Annotated in this window: 17 protein-coding genes; 6 read left to right on the top strand and 11 right to left on the bottom strand. The window is 65.6% G+C overall.

Annotation, left to right across the window (positions count from 1 at the left end):
• Positions 1 to 8: 8 nt before the first annotated feature.
• The gene (gene lnt / locus ABFA30_RS03220; protein WP_225788685.1) at positions 9 to 1,526 is read left to right on the top strand and encodes an apolipoprotein N-acyltransferase; all 1,518 of its coding nucleotides are present in this window, start codon (positions 9 to 11) and stop codon (positions 1,524 to 1,526) included.
• 99 nt (positions 1,527 to 1,625) lie between these two features.
• On the opposite strand, the gene ABFA30_RS03215 is transcribed toward lnt, so the two are convergent.
• Complete coding sequence (locus tag ABFA30_RS03215) at positions 1,626 to 2,402, bottom strand: YdcF family protein (RefSeq protein WP_225788686.1); 777 nt, start codon at positions 2,400 to 2,402, stop codon at positions 1,626 to 1,628.
• A gap of 129 nt (positions 2,403 to 2,531) precedes the next feature.
• Complete coding sequence (locus ABFA30_RS03210) at positions 2,532 to 2,846, bottom strand: hypothetical protein (RefSeq protein WP_225788687.1); 315 nt, start codon at positions 2,844 to 2,846, stop codon at positions 2,532 to 2,534.
• 227 nt (positions 2,847 to 3,073) lie between these two features.
• Here ABFA30_RS03210 and leuS point away from each other — a divergent pair, with 227 nt between their 5' ends.
• The 5 genes from leuS to ABFA30_RS03185 all read left to right on the top strand — a co-directional run bounded on the left by leuS (position 3,074) and on the right by ABFA30_RS03185 (position 9,090).
• The gene (gene leuS / locus ABFA30_RS03205; protein WP_253091417.1) at positions 3,074 to 5,680 is read left to right on the top strand and encodes a leucine--tRNA ligase; all 2,607 of its coding nucleotides are present in this window, start codon (positions 3,074 to 3,076) and stop codon (positions 5,678 to 5,680) included.
• A gap of 61 nt (positions 5,681 to 5,741) precedes the next feature.
• The gene (gene lptE / locus ABFA30_RS03200) at positions 5,742 to 6,347 is read left to right on the top strand and encodes an LPS assembly lipoprotein LptE (RefSeq protein ID WP_225788689.1); all 606 of its coding nucleotides are present in this window, start codon (positions 5,742 to 5,744) and stop codon (positions 6,345 to 6,347) included.
• A gap of 38 nt (positions 6,348 to 6,385) precedes the next feature.
• Positions 6,386 to 7,423 carry a DNA polymerase III subunit delta gene (holA, locus tag ABFA30_RS03195; RefSeq protein ID WP_253091416.1) on the top strand — a complete coding sequence of 346 codons (1,038 nt, stop codon included), beginning with the start codon at positions 6,386 to 6,388 and terminating at the stop codon, positions 7,421 to 7,423.
• 125 nt (positions 7,424 to 7,548) lie between these two features.
• A complete protein-coding gene (gene arfA / locus ABFA30_RS03190; RefSeq protein WP_196146209.1) occupies positions 7,549 to 7,713 on the top strand; it encodes an alternative ribosome rescue factor ArfA in 165 nt (54 codons plus the stop codon).
• Positions 7,714 to 7,773: 60 nt separating this feature from the next.
• Positions 7,774 to 9,090, top strand: a complete 1,317-nt coding sequence (locus tag ABFA30_RS03185; RefSeq protein WP_410045144.1) for a lytic murein transglycosylase — start codon at positions 7,774 to 7,776, stop codon at positions 9,088 to 9,090.
• A gap of 48 nt (positions 9,091 to 9,138) precedes the next feature.
• Here ABFA30_RS03185 and ABFA30_RS03180 read toward each other — a convergent pair whose 3' ends face one another.
• From ABFA30_RS03180 to mrdA, 9 genes are all read right to left on the bottom strand, one after another.
• The gene (locus ABFA30_RS03180) at positions 9,139 to 10,077 is read right to left on the bottom strand and encodes an LD-carboxypeptidase (protein WP_410045143.1); all 939 of its coding nucleotides are present in this window, start codon (positions 10,075 to 10,077) and stop codon (positions 9,139 to 9,141) included.
• 109 nt (positions 10,078 to 10,186) lie between these two features.
• On the bottom strand, positions 10,187 to 11,203 hold the full coding sequence (gene lipA / locus ABFA30_RS03175) for a lipoyl synthase (RefSeq protein WP_225788693.1): 1,017 nt from the start codon (positions 11,201 to 11,203) through the stop codon (positions 10,187 to 10,189).
• 2 nt (positions 11,204 to 11,205) lie between these two features.
• Positions 11,206 to 11,853, bottom strand: coding sequence for a lipoyl(octanoyl) transferase LipB (gene lipB, locus ABFA30_RS03170; RefSeq protein ID WP_410045142.1), 648 nt, complete (start codon positions 11,851 to 11,853; stop codon positions 11,206 to 11,208).
• Positions 11,853 to 12,131 carry a DUF493 domain-containing protein gene (locus ABFA30_RS03165; RefSeq protein WP_225788695.1) on the bottom strand — a complete coding sequence of 93 codons (279 nt, stop codon included), beginning with the start codon at positions 12,129 to 12,131 and terminating at the stop codon, positions 11,853 to 11,855. Before ABFA30_RS03165 ends, lipB begins: the two co-directional genes overlap by 1 nt.
• Before the next feature lie 74 nt (positions 12,132 to 12,205).
• Positions 12,206 to 13,366, bottom strand: coding sequence for a D-alanyl-D-alanine carboxypeptidase family protein (locus tag ABFA30_RS03160; RefSeq protein WP_410045141.1), 1,161 nt, complete (start codon positions 13,364 to 13,366; stop codon positions 12,206 to 12,208).
• Between the two features lie 219 nt (positions 13,367 to 13,585).
• The gene (locus ABFA30_RS03155) at positions 13,586 to 14,584 is read right to left on the bottom strand and encodes a septal ring lytic transglycosylase RlpA family protein (protein WP_410046025.1); all 999 of its coding nucleotides are present in this window, start codon (positions 14,582 to 14,584) and stop codon (positions 13,586 to 13,588) included.
• Entirely contained in the window at positions 14,584 to 15,594 is a 1,011-nt protein-coding gene (gene mltB, locus ABFA30_RS03150) for a lytic murein transglycosylase B (protein WP_225788697.1), read from the bottom strand. The genes ABFA30_RS03155 and mltB overlap by 1 nt, the downstream gene beginning before the upstream one ends.
• Before the next feature lie 17 nt (positions 15,595 to 15,611).
• A complete protein-coding gene (gene rodA / locus ABFA30_RS03145; RefSeq protein ID WP_225788822.1) occupies positions 15,612 to 16,715 on the bottom strand; it encodes a rod shape-determining protein RodA in 1,104 nt (367 codons plus the stop codon).
• 38 nt (positions 16,716 to 16,753) lie between these two features.
• Positions 16,754 to 18,643 carry a penicillin-binding protein 2 gene (mrdA, locus tag ABFA30_RS03140; protein WP_225788698.1) on the bottom strand — a complete coding sequence of 630 codons (1,890 nt, stop codon included), beginning with the start codon at positions 18,641 to 18,643 and terminating at the stop codon, positions 16,754 to 16,756.
• Positions 18,644 to 18,659: the final 16 nt, after the last annotated feature.

Raw genomic sequence — 18,659 nt, 5'->3', positions numbered from 1 at the left:
GGAACACCATGCGCTGGATCACCCGCCCCGGCTGGCCCGGTAACCTGCTGGCCATGGCGGCCGGCGCTTCCACCCTGCTGGCCCTGTCGCCGTTCGATATCTGGCCGCTGGCCCTGCTGTCCATCGTCCTGTTCTACGCCGGCCTGCGCGAGCTCAGCCCACGCCAGGCCATGTGGCGCGGCTGGTGCTTCGGCTTCGGCCTCTACGGCGCCGGTACCTGGTGGATCTACGTCAGCATGAACACCTACGGGGGCGCCTCGCCATTGCTGGCGACGCTGCTGCTGCTGGCGTTCTTCGCGGCCCTGGCCTGGTTCTTCGCGCTGCCTGCCTGGCTGTGGGCACGCTGGCTGAGGCGTAACGAAGCGCCCCTGGCCGATGCCCTGTGCTTCGCTGCCCTGTGGCTGTTGCAGGAGGCGTTCCGCGGCTGGTTCCTCACCGGTTTCCCCTGGCTCTACGCCGGCTACAGCCAGCTCGACGGCCCGCTGGCGGGCCTGGCGCCGCTCGGCGGTGTCTGGCTGATTTCCTTCGTCCTGGCGCTGAGCGCCGCACTGCTGTGCAACCTGCATCGCCTGCGGGCCCGCCCTTCGTTCCTGGCGGTGGGCGGCGTGCTGCTGGTCGCCCCATGGATCCTCGGCCTGGCACTCAAGGGCCACGCCTGGACCAAGCCTGCGGGCGAGCCGCTGACGGTCGCCGCCGTGCAGGGCAACGTCGAGCAGGACCTGAAGTGGGACCCGGCGCACATCAATGCGCAACTGGCCCTGTACCGCGACATGAGCTTCAGCTCCAAGCCGGTCGACCTGCTGGTCTGGCCAGAAACCGCGGTGCCGGTGCTCAAGGACCAGGCCCAGGGCTATATCGGCATGATGGGTGGCTTCGCCGCCGAGCGACATTCGGCGCTGATCACCGGCGTGCCGGTGCGTGAAGTGGTAGACCAGCAACGTCGCTACTACAACGGCATCACCGTGGCCGGCGAAGGCGACGGCACCTACCTCAAGCAGAAGCTGGTGCCCTTCGGCGAATACGTGCCCCTGCAGGACATGCTGCGTGGGCTGATCGAGTTCTTCGACCTGCCCATGTCGGACTTCGCCCGTGGCCCTGCGAACCAGTCGCTGTTGCATGCCAAGGGCTACCAGATCGCACCCTACATCTGCTACGAGGTGGTCTATCCCGAGTTCGCGGCAAGCCTGGCGGCCCGCAGCGACCTGCTGCTGACCATCAGCAACGACACCTGGTTCGGCAAGTCGATCGGCCCCCTGCAGCACCTGCAGATGGCCCAGATGCGTGCCTTGGAGGCCGGCCGCTGGATGATCCGCGCCACCAACAACGGCGTCACCGCACTGATCGACCCGTTCGGCAGGATCACCGCGCAGGTCCCGCAGTTCCAGCAGGCGATCCTGTACGGCGAGGTGGTGCCGATGCAGCAGCTCACCCCGTACCTGCAATGGCGCTCCTGGCCGCTGGCGATCGTCTGTGCCCTGCTGCTGGGCTGGGCATTGCTGGCCAGCCGTATCGCCAAGACCGTGTAGCAAAACCATCGCCGGCTTGCCGGCGATGGGCTGCAAGGCCGCCCCAATGCCGCTTAATCGCACGGCATGGGAAAAGCCCCACTCCCCCAGGGGCCTCCGTCAGCTCCGACCGTCTCGATAAAAGAGCCGATACCCGATCAACCCCGCCACTTCATTGAGCAACTGCCCGCTCTGCCACAGCGCCCGGCTCTCCGGCAGCCATCCGCCGAACGGCTGCCCAGTATCCCTGCCCAGGAACCCCATCGGCGCCGGCACCACCTCGAAGCCGGCTTGCTCGAAGCACCAGCGCGCCCGCTGCATGTGCCAGGCATGGGTGACCACCACGACCCGCCGGACGCCCTTGGGCAGCAGGAGCTCGGCGCTGAGCTGGGCGTTCTCCCAGGTGGTGCGGCTGGCCTCCTCCTTCCACCTCACCTGCACCGCGAAATCCTCGCGCAGGCGATCAGTCATCAACTGCGCCTCGCTCGGCGGCGTGCCGTAGTGCAACCCGCCGCTGATCAGCACCGGCAGGCCCGAGGCCTTGGTCAAGGCCGCGGCATAGCGCATGCGTTCCAGGGCCAGCGCCGATGGCTGGTCCTCGCCGCCCCAGGCAGGGTCCCCGCGTTCGCGCCCAGCACCGAGCACCACGATGGCATCGGCCCTGTCCGCCAGCGTCGTCCAGTCGGCCTGCGCCAGGGGCGGTTCGGTTTCCAGCTGCCGCGCGAGCTGCTCCACCACCTGCGGCAGGCTCATCAGCCACAGGCCGCCCAGCCCGACCACGAAACCGACCGCAGCCAGGCCCGGATAGCGCTTGCGCAGCCACCAGGCGAGCAGCAGCGACAGGAACAGCAGGCCAGGCGGCAGCAGCCATTGTTTGATGAAAAAGCGAATCGGCATCGGGCACACCTCCTTGGAAGGCGTGCAGCCTAAGAGGATCGACGCCGGGCAACAAGTGCGCGCCGGCGCCGACAAGACAGAGATTGATAGAACCGGCGCACGATGGCCTGCGCCTGGAATCCTGAACGGCTAGCGATGTCGCAGCGTCCGGGATCTCGCCGTGGTGGCGGGGCGTTTCTTGTCCTTGAGCCAGACGATCTTCGCCGAGGAAGGCTCCGGTTGCTGGTAGGCACCGGCGCTGGCGAAACGGCTCTCCGGGAGGGTGTCCAGGTAGGCCTTGATCACTTCGAACTCGGCGTGGCTCAGGCCACGCAATTCCAGTTCGGCTGGCATCTCGTCGCGCAATCGTACCGACGTCCTGGCAACTTCCAGCGCCAGGCCCAGACGGTCGATCAGGCGTTCGTAAAGCTCCGGTTTGATTGCGGGTAGCTGCGACTCTCCCATCCGTTCACCTCATTGAAGATAAGAATATCTCCCCCCACAGATGAGCTTAGCGTCGCTGCGAAAAGCAGCCGAGCGCTGCGACCAGTGGACATTCGCAATCAGGGTTTCCCAGGACGCGCGGCGCTCATGTATGCTACGGCGTTCACTCTATCGACACCGGAGTGCCGGACGCAGCGAGGTTCCGCTGCCTGGAAACAAGGTCTCTTCTCTCTCAGCACAAAGTAGCCATGCACGAACAATACACGCCCCGTGATATAGAAGCCGCCGCCCAGACGTTCTGGGACGAGCAACAATCGTTCGCTGTCACCGAACAGCCAGGCAAGGATACCTACTACTGCCTGTCGATGTTCCCGTACCCGAGCGGCAAGCTACACATGGGCCACGTGCGCAACTACACCATCGGCGACGTGATCGCCCGCTACCAGCGCATGCTGGGCAAGAACGTCCTGCAGCCGATGGGCTGGGACGCCTTCGGCATGCCGGCGGAAAACGCCGCGATGAAGAACAACGTCGCCCCGGCCAAGTGGACCTACGAGAACATCGACTACATGAAGTCCCAGCTCAAGAGCCTGGGCCTGGCGATCGACTGGTCGCGCGAAGTCACCACCTGCAAGCCGGATTACTACCGCTGGGAGCAATGGCTGTTCACCCGGCTGTTCGAGAAAGGCGTCATCTACCGCAAGAACGGTACCGTCAACTGGGACCCGGTCGACCAGACCGTACTGGCCAACGAGCAGGTCATCGACGGCCGTGGCTGGCGTTCGGGCGCGCTGATCGAGAAGCGCGAGATCCCGATGTACTACTTCCGCATCACCGACTACGCCGACGAGCTGCTGGAAAGCCTCGACGAGCTGCCGGGCTGGCCGGAGCAGGTCAAGACCATGCAGCGCAACTGGATCGGCAAGTCGCGTGGCATGGAAGTGCAGTTCCCCTATGACCAGGCGAGCATCGGCCACGCCGGCGCCCTCAAGGTCTTCACCACCCGTCCGGACACCCTGATGGGCGCGACCTACGTCGCCGTAGCCGCCGAGCACCCCCTGGCCACCCAGGCCGCCCAGGGCGATGCGGCGCTGCAGGCGTTCATCGACGAATGCAAGAGCGGCAGCGTCGCCGAGGCCGACATGGCCACCCAGGAGAAGAAGGGCATGCCCACTTCCCTGTTCGTCGAGCACCCGCTGACCGGCGAAAAACTGCCGGTGTGGGTCGCCAACTACGTGCTGATGCACTACGGTGACGGCGCCGTGATGGCCGTGCCGGCCCACGACGAGCGCGACTTCGAATTCGCCCACAAGTACCACCTGCCGATCAAGGCCGTGGTGCGTACCAGCGCCGGCGACGAGGTCGGTAGCCAATGGCAGGCCGCCTATGCCGAACATGGCCAGTTGATCAACTCCGGCGAGTTCGATGGCCTGGACTTCCAGGGCGCCTTCGACGCCATCGAGGCTGCACTGATCCGCAAGGCGCTGGGCCAGTCGCGTACCCAGTTCCGCCTGCGCGACTGGGGCATCAGCCGCCAGCGCTACTGGGGCTGCCCGATCCCGATCATCCACTGCCCGTCCTGTGGCGACGTACCGGTGCCGGAAGACCAGTTGCCGGTGGTGCTGCCCGAAGACGTGGTGCCGGACGGCGCCGGCTCGCCGCTGGCGCGCATGCCCGAGTTCTACGCATGCAGTTGCCCGAAATGTGGCGCCGCGGCCAAGCGTGAAACCGACACCATGGACACCTTCGTCGAGTCGTCCTGGTACTTTGCCCGCTACGCCTCGCCGAACTACGAGGGCGGCATGGTCGATCCGAAGGCCGCCAACCACTGGCTGCCGGTGGACCAGTACATCGGCGGCATCGAGCACGCCATCCTGCACCTGCTGTACGCGCGCTTCTTCCACAAGCTGATGCGCGACGAAGGCCTGGTCACCTCCAACGAACCGTTCAAGAACCTGCTGACCCAGGGCATGGTGGTCGCCGAGACCTACTACCGCACCGCCAGCAACGGCGGCAAGGACTGGTTCAACCCGGCCGATGTCGAGGTCGAGCGCGACGCCAAGGCCAAGGTCACCGGCGCCCGCCTGAAGACCGACGGCCTGCCGGTGGAGATCGGCGGCACCGAGAAGATGTCCAAGTCGAAGAACAACGGCGTCGACCCGCAAGCGATGATCGACGCCTATGGCGCCGACACCTGCCGCCTGTTCATGATGTTCGCCTCGCCGCCCGACATGAGCCTGGAATGGTCCGACTCCGGTGTCGAGGGCGCCAGCCGCTTCCTGCGTCGTGTCTGGCGCCTGGCCCAGGCCCATGTGGCCCAGGGCCTGCCGGGCACGCTGGATGTCGCCGCGCTGGACGACGCCCAGAAGACGATCCGCCGTGCCATCCACACCGCGATCAAGCAGGCCAGCACCGACGTGGGCCAGTTCCACAAGTTCAACACCGCCATCGCCCAGGTGATGACCGTGATGAACGTGCTGGAGAAGGCCCCGCAGGCCACCGCTCAGGACCGTGCGCTGCTGCAGGAAGGCCTGGAGGCCGTGACCCTGCTGCTGGCCCCGATCACCCCGCACATCAGCCATGCGCTGTGGCAGCACCTGGGTCACGACCAGGCGGTGATCGACGCGCCATGGCCGGCCGTCGACGAAAGCGCCCTGGTGCAGGACAGCATCACCCTGGTGGTGCAGGTCAATGGCAAGCTGCGTGGCCAGGTGGAAATGCCCGCCTCGGCCAGCCGCGAGGAGATCGAGGCGGCCGCTCGCAACAACGAGAACGTCCTGCGTTTCACCGATGGCCTGACCATCCGCAAGGTCATCGTGGTACCGGGCAAACTGGTCAACATCGTCGCCAATTGATGGCAACGCCCGCCCACGCGTGCCGTGGGCGGGCGGAACAGGCCCACGAGGGAGCTACAACATGATCAAACGCAATCTGCTGGTAATGGGCCTGGCCATCGTGCTCAGCGCCTGTGGTTTCCAGCTGCGCGGCACCGGCACCACCGAACTGGCCATCAAGGAGCTGGACGTCAGCGCCCGCAACGCCTACGGCGACACCGTGACCCAGTTGCGCCAGGTACTGCAGCGCAGCGGCGTCAACGTGCACGCCGGCGCCCCCTACCGCCTGGTGCTGACCGACGAACGGGAAACCCAGCGTGCCGCCACCTACAGCGGCGGCAGCCGTTCGGCCGAATACGAACTCACCACCGTGCTCAGCTACAGCATCCTGGGCCTGAACGACACCCAGCTGCTCAGCGACAAGCTGGAAGCCCGCAAGATCTACGTACACGACGGCGACAACATCACCGGCTCCGACCAGGAAGGCGCCCAGGCACGTGAAGAAATGCGCCGCGACCTGGTCCAGGGCATGGTGGTTCGCCTGCAAATGCTGACGCCGGCCCAACTGGACGAGCTGCAGCGTGACGCCGACGAGCGTGCCAAGGCCGAAGCCGAGGCCCTGGAGGCGGCGCGTCGCCTGCAGGACGAGACGCCGCAGCAGTCGCCCCTGGAAGTACCGGGCAACTGAGCCTGCACGAGGCACCTGCGGGTGCCTCGCCTATTCCCATGAAGCTCTCCCCCGCCCAGCTCAACAAACACCTGCAAGGCAACCTGGCCCCGGTCTACGTGGTCAGCGGCGATGACCCGCTGCTCTGCCAGGAGGCCGCCGATGCCATCCGCACGGCTGCACGCCAGCAGGGTTTCGACGAGCGCCAGGTCTTCAGTGCCGATGCCAACTTCGACTGGGGCAGCCTGCTCCAGGCCGGAGCCAGCCTGTCGCTGTTCGCCCAGCGGCGCCTGCTGGAGCTGCGTTTGCCCTCAGGCAAGCCCGGCGACAAGGGTGCCGCCGCGCTGATGGAGTACTGCGCCAACCCCGCCGAGGACACCCTGCTGCTGGTCAGCCTGCCCAAGCTCGATGGCAGTGCGCAGAAGACCAAGTGGGGCAAGGCGCTGATCGAGGGCGAGCATTGCCAGTTCATCCAGATCTGGCCGGTGGACGCCCAGCAGCTACCCCAGTGGATCAACCAGCGCCTGGCGCAGGCCGGCTTGTCTGCCCAGCGTGACGCGGTCGACCTGATCGCCGCACGGGTCGAAGGCAACCTGCTGGCTGCCGCCCAGGAGATCGAGAAGCTCAAGCTGCTGGCCGAAGGCAACCAGATCACCGTGGAAACCGTCCAGGCCGCTGTCGCCGACAGCGCTCGCTTCGATGTCTTCGGGCTGGTCGATGCCATCCTCAACGGCGAAGCGGCCCATGCCCTGCGCATGCTCGAAGGTTTGCGCGGCGAAGGCGTCGAGCCGCCGGTCATCCTCTGGGCCCTGGCCCGCGAGTTGCGCCAACTGGCGGGCCTGGCCCAACAGTTCAGCCAGGGCGTACCGCTGGACAAGGCGTTCAGCCAGGCCCGCCCACCGGTGTGGGACAAGCGCCGACCGCTGGTGAGCAAGGCCCTGCAACGCCTCTCGGCGCAACGTTGGACGCAATTGCTGCAGGATGCCCAAAGGATCGATGCGCAGATCAAGGGCCAGGCCGAGGGCTCGCCGTGGACTAGCCTGGCGCGGTTGTCGCTGCTGATGGCCGGGCAGCGGCTGACCTTGCCGCCTGAGTGAGCCATTCGCGGGCAAGCCCGCTCCCACAGGGTCGTGGGCCGCTATCCGACCATAAACACAATCAATTGGCCCCCGCCCCCACATCGCCTTAGAGTGCCCCCGAAGTCCACCACCGGGATGCCACCATGAGCAAGAAGCCGAAGAAACACGGCCCGAACAAGGCCAAGTCCATCGTCGCCCAACCACTGTTCCGCTGCCGCCAGGAACGACCGAACAAGGGCAAGGGCAGCTACCGCCGCGAAGCCTTCCAATCGAGAGATTGGGAGGCTTCTTGCTTTTTGGCCGCATGAAGGCAGGAAATGCCCAGGCATGGTATGGTCGGCACCTGAACTGCAATTCTGGATCTGTGCATGTCCCTCCGTCTTTCCCTTCGCTGGCCCCATCGCCAGCTGATCGCGGTCTCCAGCTTCATCCTGCTTGTCGCCTGCGCGGAAAAACCCACCGCCGCCGACGCCCTGCCGCTGGCGCCTGCCCAGCCCGCTCCCGCCGTGAGCCTGCCCGGCACCACGCCTGACCTCAGCACCGAAATCCAACCCCTGCAGACCTTCGCACAATGGCAGGCCGGCTTCCGCCAGCAAGCCCTGCAGGCCGGTATCCGCGCCAGCACCTTCGATCGCGCCTTCCTCGGCGTCACGCCAGACATGGACGTGGTCAAGGCCGACCGCAGCCAGCCGGAATTCACCCGGCCGGTCTGGGAATACCTGGAGGGCGCGCTGTCGCCACTGCGCGTGCGCAACGGCAAGCGGCTGCTCGAGCAGCACGCCGACCTGCTGTCGCGCATCGAGCAGCGCTATGGCGTGGACCGCCAGGTACTGGTTGCGGTCTGGGGCATGGAAAGCAACTTCGGCCAGTTCCAGGGCAACAAGTCGGTGATCCGCTCCCTGGCCACCCTGGCCTATGAAGGCCGCCGCCCACAGTTCGCCCAGGACCAGTTGATCGCCGCCCTGCAGATCCTGCAGAACGGCGATATCCAGCCAGAGGCCATGCGCGGCTCATGGGCTGGCGCCATGGGCCAGACCCAGTTCATCCCGACCACCTACACCACCCATGCGGTGGACTTCGACGGCGATGGTCGCCGCGACATCTGGAACAGCACCGCCGACGCCCTGGCCTCGACCGCGCACTACCTGCAAAGCTCCGGCTGGAAGCGTGGCCAGCCTTGGGGCTTCGAGGTCCAGGTACCTGCGGGCTTCGATTATTGGCTGGCCGATGGCGCCCAGCGCAAGAGTGTCAGCGAATGGCTGCAACTGGGCGTGAAACTGCCCTTGGGCACCCGCCTGCCCGCCGGCAGCGACCAGCTCTCCGCTGCCCTGCTGCTGCCCGCCGGTGCCCGAGGCCCGGCGTTCCTGGTGCTGGACAACTTCCGCGCGATCCTCAGGTACAACAATTCCTCGTCCTATGCCCTGGCGGTCAGCCTGTTGGGCGATCGCTTCTCGGGCTGGGGCTTCATCGCCGGCAACTGGCCCAAGCAAGACCTGCCCCTGAGCCGTAGCGAGCGTATCGAGTTGCAGAAGCTGCTCAATGCCAACGGGCATGAGGCTGGCAATGCCGATGGCATCATCGGCGCCAACACCCGCAAGGCCATTCGCAATGCCCAGCAGACGCTGGGCTGGCCGGCGGACGGGTATCCGACGCACAAGCTGCTGGACAGCCTGCGCCGTCGCTGACGCAGCAGGGGGCCGCGCGAAGCGGCCCCAAGCGCTACGAAGCTGCGCTCAACACTCGAACAGCGCTTGCTCCAGCACCAGCCTGTGCTGCGCACTGTCCAGACTCACCCTGGCCCCCAGCGGCAGGCACAGGTTCGGGTCACAATGCCCACTGCGCCACCCGGCCAGCACGGGCACGCCCAAGGGCCCGAAGATCCCCTTCAGCAGCGGTGCCATCGCCGCCACCGTGATCCCGGCGAAATCCCCCACCAGCACACCCCGCACGCCCTCCAGCTTCCCCGCCAGACGCAGTTGGGTAAGCAGGCGGTCGACCCGATACAGCGGCTCGTTGACGTCCTCGATGAACAGGATGCCGCCCTGCGTGTCGACCTCCGCCAGGGTGCCGAGGGTCGCACCGAGCAACGACAGGTTGCCACCGACCAGTCGCCCCTGGGCACGGCCCGGCACCACGCAGGTCAGCGGATAGGCCGGCGGATGCACGATGTCGTCCCCCTCCCCCAGCTGCCCACCGAGCTGCTCGAACAGGGAACTCTCGGTCGGCTCGAGCTTGGCGCCCAGCAAATCGGCATTGAGCATCGCGCCATGGAAGGTGATCAACCCTGCATGCCGGTTGAACGCCGTATGCAACGCGGTGACGTCGCTATAGCCCACCAGCGGCTTGGGATGGCGACGAACCAAGTCGAAATCGAGGCGATCCAGCAACCGCATGCTGCCGTACCCACCCCGCATGCACAGGATGGCGTCGATATCCGGCGCCCTGAACGCAGCATGCAGGTCTTGCAGGCGCTGCTCGTCGCTACCGGCCAGATAACCATCCGCCTGCAACACCCCAGGATAAATCCGGCACTGGTACCCCCGACGCTCGAACCACTGGCAAGCCTTGTCGGCATCCAACCGCGCCGGCCCCGCCGGCGCGACGATGGCGAAACGGGCATTACCCGGCAAGGCCACAGGCAACCGTGGTCCCACGGTCTCGACGCAATTCATCACACGACTCCTCATGGCTTGTCGCTTGAAGCTTGAAGCTTGCCGCTCGAAAACAAAAATGCCGATGCGGCCTCACGGCCCACATCGGCATCGGTCACTCCCGCCGCGCTCAGAGCTTGATCTTGGCTTCGTGAGCCTGCTGGTCGGCATGATAGGAAGAACGCACCAGCGGGCCAGAAGCGACGTTCTTGAAGCCCAGGCGATAACCTTCCTCGGCGAACCAGGCGAAGGTGTCCGGGTGCACGAAACGCTGCACCGGCAGGTGGTTGCGCGACGGCTGCAGGTACTGGCCGAGGGTCAGCATGTCGATGTCGTGCTCGCGCATGCGGTGCATCACCTCGATGACCTCGTCGTCGGTCTCGCCCAGGCCCAGCATGATGCCGGACTTGGTCGGCACGTGCGGAACCATCTGCTTGAACTTCTGCAGCAGGTCGAGCGACCAGTCGTAGTCCGACCCCGGACGCGCGGCCTTGTACAGGCGCGGGACGGTCTCGAGGTTGTGGTTGAACACATCCGGCGGCTCCTTCGCGGTGATCTCCAGGGCCACGTCCATGCGCCCACGGTAGTCGGGCACCAGGGTTTCCAGCTGGATGCCGGGCGACAAGGCGCGGATCTCGCGGATGCAGTCGGCGAAGTGCTGGGCACCACCGTCACGCAGGTCGTCGCGGTCCACCGAGGTGATCACCACGTACTTCAGGCGCAGGTCGGCGATGGCGATCGCCAGGTTCTTCGGCTCGTCGAGGTCCAGCGGCTTCGGTCGGCCATGGCCGACATCGCAGAACGGGCAGCGACGGGTGCAGATGTCACCCATGATCATGAAGGTCGCGGTGCCGCCGGAGAAGCATTCGCCCAGGTTCGGGCAGGACGCTTCCTCGCACACGCTGTGCAGCTTGTGCTTGCGCAGCAGTTGCTTGATCCGGTCGACCTCTGGGGATACCGGGATGCGCACGCGGATCCAGTCGGGTTTTTTCGGCAGTTCTTCGGTGGGGATGATCTTCACCGGGATGCGCGCCACCTTCTCGGCGCCACGCAGCTTCACGCCCGCTTCCACCTTCTTCGGCGCGGGGCGCGGGGTGACATCCTGGGTGGGTATCAGGTTCGGCACGGCTTCTTGCACAGTTGTCATATTCAGTCGATTCCGCCCGTGAGGGTCGTCTGCTCAGCGTAGTCGAGGTGCCTGACCAGCTGTCCGCGCAGCCTTGTCCTGACCTCGGAGAGTTCGATCGGGCCTGCCAGGTCGCGCAGCTGGGTCATGGCCAGCCCCGCATACCCGCAGGGGTTGATTCGGCGGAATGGCGCCAGGTCCATGTCCACGTTCAAGGCAAGGCCGTGGAAGGAACGACCGTTGCGGATACGCAGGCCGAGGGAGGCGATCTTCGCCCCGTCGACATACACCCCAGGCGCGTCGAGCTTGGCCGCGGCCTGGACATCGTAGCTGGCGAGCAGGTCGATCAGGCTCCGCTCGATGCGGTTGACCAGGTCGCGCACGCCAAACCCCAGGCGACGCACATCCAGCAGCAGGTAGGCCACCAATTGCCCGGGGCCGTGGTAGGTCACCTGCCCGCCGCGGTCGGTCTGCACCACCGGGATCTCGCCGGGCACCAACAGGTGCTCGGCCTTGCCGGCCTGGCCCTGGGTGAACACCGGTGGATGCTCCACCAGCCAGACTTCGTCAGGGCTTTGCGGGGTACGCTGCTCGGTGAAGCGACGCATGGCGTGCAGCACCGGTTCGTAGGGCTGCAGGCCGAGATCGCGAAAACCGAGGCACGTCGACATCACAGCACCATGTGCACGATGCCGGTGGCACGCAGGGCGCTGTTGATATCCCGCAACTGGTCTTCGCTGGTGGCGACGATGTGCAGTTGCACGGTGGTGTACTTGCCATTGCTGCTCTGGCGCTCGGCCAGGCTCTTCATGTCGACCTGTGCGTGTTTCTTGAGGATCTCGATGACGGTGTCCCGGAAGTTGACGACGGTGTCACCGATTACCTTGATGGCATAGTCGGGGCAGGGAAATTCGATCTTTGGCGACTTGACGTCTTCTTGTTCGCTCATGGCGGAAACGGCCTCGCAAGCCGTGGCAACAACAATGCCCCCGCGATCGAGCGCAGGGGCATGCAGGTCACGTATCAGTTGAACAACCCGTAGAAGAATAGACGAATGCTATCCCACATACGGCGGAAGAAGCCACCTTCCTCCACGCCGTCGAGGGCGATGAGGTCGGCGCTGTGGACCACTTTCTCGTCCAGTTTGACTTCCACTTTGCCGATCACGTCACCTTTGGCGATAGGCGCGGTCAGCTGCGGGTTCATGGTCATGGAAGCCTGCAGGCGCTTGAGCTGGCCCTTGGGCAGGGTCAGGGTCAGGTCGTTGGCAAGGCCCGCTTTCACCTGGCCGGTGGCGCCTTTCCAGACCGGGGCCTGGGTCAGCTCGGTACCCTTCTGGTAGAAGGTCTGGGTTTCGAAGAAGCGGAAACCGTAGGTCAGCAGCTTCTGGGTCTCGGCGGCACGGGACTGCTCGCTGTTGGTGCCGAACACCACGGCGATCAGGCGCTGGCCGTCGCGCACGGCCGAGGCGACCATGCAGTAGCCGGCTTCCTCGGTGTGGCCGGTCTTCAGGCCATCGACGGTCTTGTCACGCCACAGCAGCAGGTTGCGGTTGGGCTGCTTGATGTTGTTCCAGAAGAATTCCTTCTGCGAATAGATGGCGTAGTGGGCCGGGTCTTCGTCGATGATCGCGCGGGCCAGGACCGCCATGTCGTGCGCCGAGGAGTAGTGCTCCGGGTGCGGCAGGCCGGTGGGGTTCATGAAGTGACTGTTGGTCATGCCCAGGTCGGTGGCGGTCTTGTTCATCATGTCGGCGAAGGCATCTTCGCTGCCGGCGATGTGCTCGGCCAGGGCGACGGAGGCATCGTTGCCCGACTGGATGATGATGCCATGCAGCAGGTCGCTGACGCTGACCTGGCTGCCGACCTTGATGAACATGCGCGAGCCGCCGGTACGCCAGGCGTTTTCGCTGACGGTCACCGGATCGTTCTCGCCGATCTGGCCGCGACGGATGTCCAGGGTGGCGATGTAGGCGGTCATCAGCTTGGTCAGGCTGGCCGGCGGCAGGCGCTCGTCACCGTTGTTCTCGACCAGCACGCTGCCGCTGGACGCATCCATGAGTACATAGGACTTGGCAGCCAGCTGCGGCGGCGACGGCATCATCTGCTCCGCCGCGAAGGCAGCGGGAGTGATCATCAGCAGTACAGGCAGGCAAAGTCGTTTGGCAAGGTTGGTGATGTTCATCCGTCTCTCGTAAATCGCTAATGGTCTGATGCCCCAAGGGCAAGGGTTCCCTGGCCAGCGGCAAAAACGGCCATTGTACATGGCCGCGCCCGCCGATTCATGACAAAACCGACAGCCTACTTCAGCGGCGAGCTTCAAGCTGCAAGAGAAAAGCGGATCGGTGTGGAAGCTGCTTTTTCTTGCGGCTCGACGCTTGTGGCTTGAAGCTGTGCGCCCCGGCTAGTCCGCGGTTACCAGCTTGGCCTGGCCCAGATTGGCCAGGCGCACGCTGTCCTGCATCTGCTGGACTTCGCCCTGGCTGTTGATCGGCCCCAGGCGCACCCGGTGCAGGGTCTGCTGGTTGCGCACGATGGAGCTGATGAATACCGGCGCGCTGACCATGGTGCTGAGCTTGGCACGCAGCAGCTCGGCGGCGTCCGGGTTGGCGAACGCCCCTACCTGCAGGTACATGCCACCGTTGTTGTTCGGTACGCTGCCGCCGCCGACCTGCACCGGCACCACCGCCGCGGCGTGCTGCTGCGGTGGCGGCGTCCATTGCTCGACCTTGCCGGTGCTGGCCGGGACCGCCTGGGCCTGGGCCACCTGCGGCTCCTTGAGCACCAACGGTGCCGGGCGGCCGCGCGCGGCCCACCACTGCTGCGGGTCGATGCCTTCGACACGTACCCGGGCGGTGCCGCTCTCGGCGTAGCCGAGCTTCTTGGCCGCGGCGTAGGACAGGTCGATGATGCGGTCCGAATAGAACGGGCCACGGTCGTTGACCCGCAGGATCACACTGCGCTGGTTGTCCAGGTTGGTCACCCGCACGTAGGCCGGCAGCGGCAGGGTCTTGTGCGCCGCGCTCATGCCGTAGAGATCGTAGACCTCGCCGTTGGCGGTGTTCTGGCCGTGGAACTTGGTGCCGTACCAGGAGGCGATGCCTTCGGCGCGGTAGTTGCGCGAATCCTGGATCGGGTAGTAGGTCTTGCCCAGGACGGTGTACGGGTTGGCCTTGTACGCGCCGGTGTGCACGGTCGGCGTCGCGTCGGGGATCTTCGACACGTCCACGTCCCACCAGGGCGCACCGTCCTTGTGGGCACGGTTGATGTCCAGGCCCGGCTGCGAGCGGACCACATTGCCGCTCTGCTGGGTGGGCCGGCTGGAGGAGCAGCTGGCCAGGACCAGACCGACGGCCACGCAGGTCAGCAGCTTGAGCGAATGGGAAGAAAAGAATACGCGCATCATTTGACGCCCCGTGCAAGAACCAGCTGTTCCGAGAGCTGATGCACCGCCATGGCGTACATCACGCTGCGGTTGTAGCGCGTGATCGCATAGAAGTTCTTCATGCCCATCCAATATTCCGGACCATTGTCGCCCTCGAGCCTGAAGGCCGTGACCGGCAGATCATCGCGCAGCGCATCATGACTCGACCAGCCCAGGGCTCGCAACTCCCCGACCGTCTTCACCGGCTCGATACCGCTGGTCAAGCCTTCGTCGACCCGCTCGCCGCGCACCATGGCGCGACTGACCACCGGCTCCCCGGCCACCCAACCATGGCGCTTGAAATAGCTGGCGACACTGCCGATGGCATCGTCCGGGTTGTTCCAGATGTTGATGTGGCCGTCGCCGTCGAAATCCACGGCGTAGCTGCGAAAACTGCTCGGCATGAACTGCGGCAGGCCCATGGCGCCAGCGTAGGAGCCCTTGAGGGTGAGCGGGTCGAGCTGCTCCTCACGCGCCAGCAACAGGTACTCGCGCAGCTCCTTGCGGAAGAAGTCGGCCCGTGGCGGATAGTCGAAGCCCAGGGTCGAGAGGGCGTCGATGACCCGGAAGTTGCCGGTGTTGCGGCCGAAGAAGGTCTCCACGCCGATGATCGCCACGATCACCTGGGCCGGCACGCCATACTCCTGCTCGGCACGGGCCAGGGTCGCCTCGTGCTGGCGCCAGAAGTCCACACCACGGGCGATGCGCGCATCGCTGATGAACATCGGCCGGTATTCCTTCCACGGTTTGACCCGCTCGGCCGGCCGCGAGATCGCGTCGAGGATCGACTGCTTGCGCCGCACCTCGCGGAACAGATCCATCAACTGTTCACCGGCGAAGCCATAGTCGCGGGTCATCTCGCCGACGAACTCGGCCACCTGGGGCGAGCCTTCGTAGTCGCCGGCATTGGCCTGCTGGACAGCGCCGAACAGGCCCACCGCGCCGATCCACGGCACACAACGGGCAGCCCAGCCACGCACTGCTTGCATGAAATTCTTCACCTTATTCAAACCTGTGCGATCCACTTGCGGTGCGTGTGAATCGACATCAGAACGCCAAACGCTGACAGCAGCGTCACCAACGAAGTTCCGCCATAGCTGATGAAGGGCAGCGGCACGCCCACCACGGGCAGAAGGCCGCTGACCATACCGATATTGACGAACACGTATACAAAGAAGGTCATGGTCAGGCTGCCCGCCAGCAGCTTGCCGAACAAGGTCTGGGCCTGGGCCGTGATCACCAGGCCACGGCCGATCAGCAGCAGGTAGATCAACAGCAGCAGGCAGATGCCGATCAAGCCGAACTCCTCGCCGAGCACGGCGATGATGAAGTCGGTATGGCTCTCCGGGAGGAAGTCCAGGTGCGACTGGGTGCCCAGCAGCCAGCCCTTGCCGAACACGCCACCGGAGCCGATCGCCGCCTTGGACTGGATGATGTTCCAGCCGGTGCCCAGCGGGTCGCTCTCCGGATCGAGGAAGGTCAGCACGCGCTGCTTTTGGTAGTCGTGCATGACGAAGAACCACATGGCCACCGCCACCGGCACCGCGGCGGTGACCACGCTGATGATCCAGCGCCAGCGCAGGCCGCCCATGAACAGCACGAAGGCGCCCGAGGCGAGGATCAGCAGCGCCGTGCCCAGGTCTGGCTGGCGGACGATGAGGATGAACGGCACGCCGATCAGCACCAGGCTGATCGCCACGTGCTTGAGGTCGGGTGGCAGGGTGCGCTTGGACAGGTACCAGGCGAGGGTCGCCGGCATGATGATCTTCATGAACTCCGAGGGCTGGAAGCGGATCACCCCGGGGATATTGATCCAGCGTGTCGCCCCCATGGCGTTGTGGCCCATGACGTCCACCACGATCAACAGCAGCACCCCGCCCACATAGGCCAGCGGTACCCAGCGCGCCATGAAGCGCGGCTCGAGCTGGGCGATGATGAACATCGACACCAGGCCGATACCGAACGACGTGGCCTGCTTCATCAGCAGGTCCCAGTTCTTGCCGCTGGCCGAATAGAGGACGAACAGGCTGCCGGCCGCCAGGGTCAGCAGGATGACCAGCAGCGGGCCGTCGACGTGGATGCGCTGCAGGAAGCTGGCGCGCCGACGCATCACGTCCTCGCTGGAAAGCATGCGATCGAAATTGTTCTTCACGGGGCCGATTCCTGGGCGACGGTGGCGGGAGCGAATTCAGGCTTGAGCCGGCCGTGCTCGTCGAGCAGCCAGGCGTCCATCACCTGGCGGACCACTGGCGCGGCGACGCCGGAGCCGGATTCGCCGTTCTCGACCATCACCGCCACCACGATCTTCGGCGATTCGGCCGGGGCGAAGGCGACGAACAGAGCGTGGTCGCGGTGACGCTCCTGGAGTTTGTTGCGGTCGTATTTCTCGCCCTGCTTGATCGCCACCACCTGGGCGGTGCCGCTCTTGCCGGCGATGCGATACTGGGCACCGAGCGCGGCTTTGCGCGCGGTGCCACGGGCGTTGTGCATCACCTGCTCCATGCCGTGGGTGACCTTGGCCCAGTCGGACTTGTCGCGCAGGACGATGTCTTCCATCGGGTTCTCGTCCACCGGTGGCTTGCCTTCGATGGTCTTGGCCAGGTGCGGGCGGTTCCACTTGCCCTTGTTGGCGATCAGCGCGGTGGCCTGGGCCAGTTGCAGGGGCGTGGCCTGCATGTAGCCCTGGCCGATGCCGAGGATCAGGGTCTCGCCGGGGAACCAGGCCTGGCGGCGGGTCGCGCGCTTCCACTCGCGGGACGGCATCAGCCCGGAGGACTCCTCGAACATGTCGAGCGACACCCGGCGACCGATACCGAACTTGTTCATGTAGGTGGACAGGCGGTCGATGCCCATCTTGTGCGCCAGGTCGTAGAAGTAGGTATCGTTGGAACGCATGATCGCCGTGTCCAGGTCGACCCAGCCATCGCCGCTACGGTTCCAGTTGCGGTACTTGTGGTCGTAGTTGGGCAACTGGTAGTAGCCCGGGTCGAACACCCGGCTGCTGGCGGTGACCACGCCGCTGTCCAGGCCGGCGATGGCCACCGCCGGTTTGATCGTCGAGCCAGGCGGATAGAGGCCACGCAACACACGGTTGAACAGCGGCCGGTCGATCGAGTCACGCAGTTCGGCATAGGCCTTGAAGCTGATGCCGGTGACGAACAGGTTGGGGTCGAAGCTCGGCTGGCTGACCATCGCCAGCACTTCGCCGGTGCGCGGATCGAGGGCCACCACGGCCCCACGACGCCCGCCCAGGGCCGCCTCGGCAGCCTCCTGCAACTTGATGTCGAGGCTCAGGACGATGTCCTTGCCCGGGATCGGGTCGGTGCGCTTGAGCACCCGCAACACCCGGCCGCGGGCATTGGTCTCGACCTCCTCGTAGCCGACCTGGCCGTGCAGCTCGTCTTCGTAGAAGCGCTCGATGCCGGTCTTGCCGATATGGTGGGTGCCGCTGTAGTTGACCGGGTCGAGGGCCTTGAGCTCCTTCTCGTTGATCCGCCCGACGTAGCCGACCGAGTGGGCGAAATGCGCGCCCTGCGGGTAATGGCGCACCAGTTGCGCGGCCACGTCCACGCCCGGCAGGCGGAACTGGTTCACCGCAATACGGGCGATCTGCTCCTCGTTCAGCTCGAACAGGATCGGTACCGGCTCGAACGGCCGGCGCCCCTGCTTCATGCGTTTCTCGAACAGGGCGCGGTCGTCGGGGGTCAGTTCCAGGACCTCGACGATCGTGTCCAGCACCTGGTGCCAGTCACCGGCGCGCTCGCGGGTCATGGTCAGGCTGAAGCTGGGACGGTTGTCGGCGATGATCACCCCGTTGCGGTCGAAGATCAGCCCGCGGGTCGGCGGGATCGGCTGCACGTGCACCCGGTTGTTCTCCGACAGGGTGGAGTGGTAGTCGTACTGGATGACCTGCAGGTAATACAGCCGCGCGATCAGCACGCACACCAGCAGCATGATCGCCACCGCACCGACCACGACGCGGTTGCGCACCAAACGGGCGTCTTTCTCGTGGTCCTTGAGACGAATCGGCTGCGACATCGGGCGGGCTTAGAGG

The organism is Pseudomonas sp. HLMP (assembly GCF_046365545.1).
Taxonomy (GTDB): Bacteria; Pseudomonadota; Gammaproteobacteria; order Pseudomonadales; family Pseudomonadaceae; genus Aquipseudomonas; species Aquipseudomonas guariconensis_B.
This window is presented reverse-complemented; position numbering and strand designations above follow the sequence as displayed.

Bases quoted from the DNA above. Each gene is read 5' to 3' on its own strand.
- lnt (WP_225788685.1), top strand. From the start codon at position 9: ATGCGCTGGATCACCCGCCCCGGCTGGCCCGGTAACCTGCTGGCCATG.
- ABFA30_RS03215 (WP_225788686.1), bottom strand. From the start codon at position 2,402: ATGCCGATTCGCTTTTTCATCAAACAATGGCTGCTGCCGCCTGGCCTG.
- ABFA30_RS03210 (WP_225788687.1), bottom strand. From the start codon at position 2,846: ATGGGAGAGTCGCAGCTACCCGCAATCAAACCGGAGCTTTACGAACGC.
- leuS (WP_253091417.1), top strand. From the start codon at position 3,074: ATGCACGAACAATACACGCCCCGTGATATAGAAGCCGCCGCCCAGACG.
- lptE (WP_225788689.1), top strand. From the start codon at position 5,742: ATGATCAAACGCAATCTGCTGGTAATGGGCCTGGCCATCGTGCTCAGC.
- holA (WP_253091416.1), top strand. From the start codon at position 6,386: ATGAAGCTCTCCCCCGCCCAGCTCAACAAACACCTGCAAGGCAACCTG.
- arfA (WP_196146209.1), top strand. From the start codon at position 7,549: ATGAGCAAGAAGCCGAAGAAACACGGCCCGAACAAGGCCAAGTCCATC.
- ABFA30_RS03185 (WP_410045144.1), top strand. From the start codon at position 7,774: ATGTCCCTCCGTCTTTCCCTTCGCTGGCCCCATCGCCAGCTGATCGCG.
- ABFA30_RS03180 (WP_410045143.1), bottom strand. From the start codon at position 10,077: ATGAATTGCGTCGAGACCGTGGGACCACGGTTGCCTGTGGCCTTGCCG.
- lipA (WP_225788693.1), bottom strand. From the start codon at position 11,203: ATGACAACTGTGCAAGAAGCCGTGCCGAACCTGATACCCACCCAGGAT.
- lipB (WP_410045142.1), bottom strand. From the start codon at position 11,853: ATGTCGACGTGCCTCGGTTTTCGCGATCTCGGCCTGCAGCCCTACGAA.
- ABFA30_RS03165 (WP_225788695.1), bottom strand. From the start codon at position 12,131: ATGAGCGAACAAGAAGACGTCAAGTCGCCAAAGATCGAATTTCCCTGC.
- ABFA30_RS03160 (WP_410045141.1), bottom strand. From the start codon at position 13,366: ATGAACATCACCAACCTTGCCAAACGACTTTGCCTGCCTGTACTGCTG.
- ABFA30_RS03155 (WP_410046025.1), bottom strand. From the start codon at position 14,584: ATGCGCGTATTCTTTTCTTCCCATTCGCTCAAGCTGCTGACCTGCGTG.
- mltB (WP_225788697.1), bottom strand. From the start codon at position 15,594: ATGCAAGCAGTGCGTGGCTGGGCTGCCCGTTGTGTGCCGTGGATCGGC.
- rodA (WP_225788822.1), bottom strand. From the start codon at position 16,715: ATGCGTCGGCGCGCCAGCTTCCTGCAGCGCATCCACGTCGACGGCCCG.
- mrdA (WP_225788698.1), bottom strand. From the start codon at position 18,643: ATGTCGCAGCCGATTCGTCTCAAGGACCACGAGAAAGACGCCCGTTTG.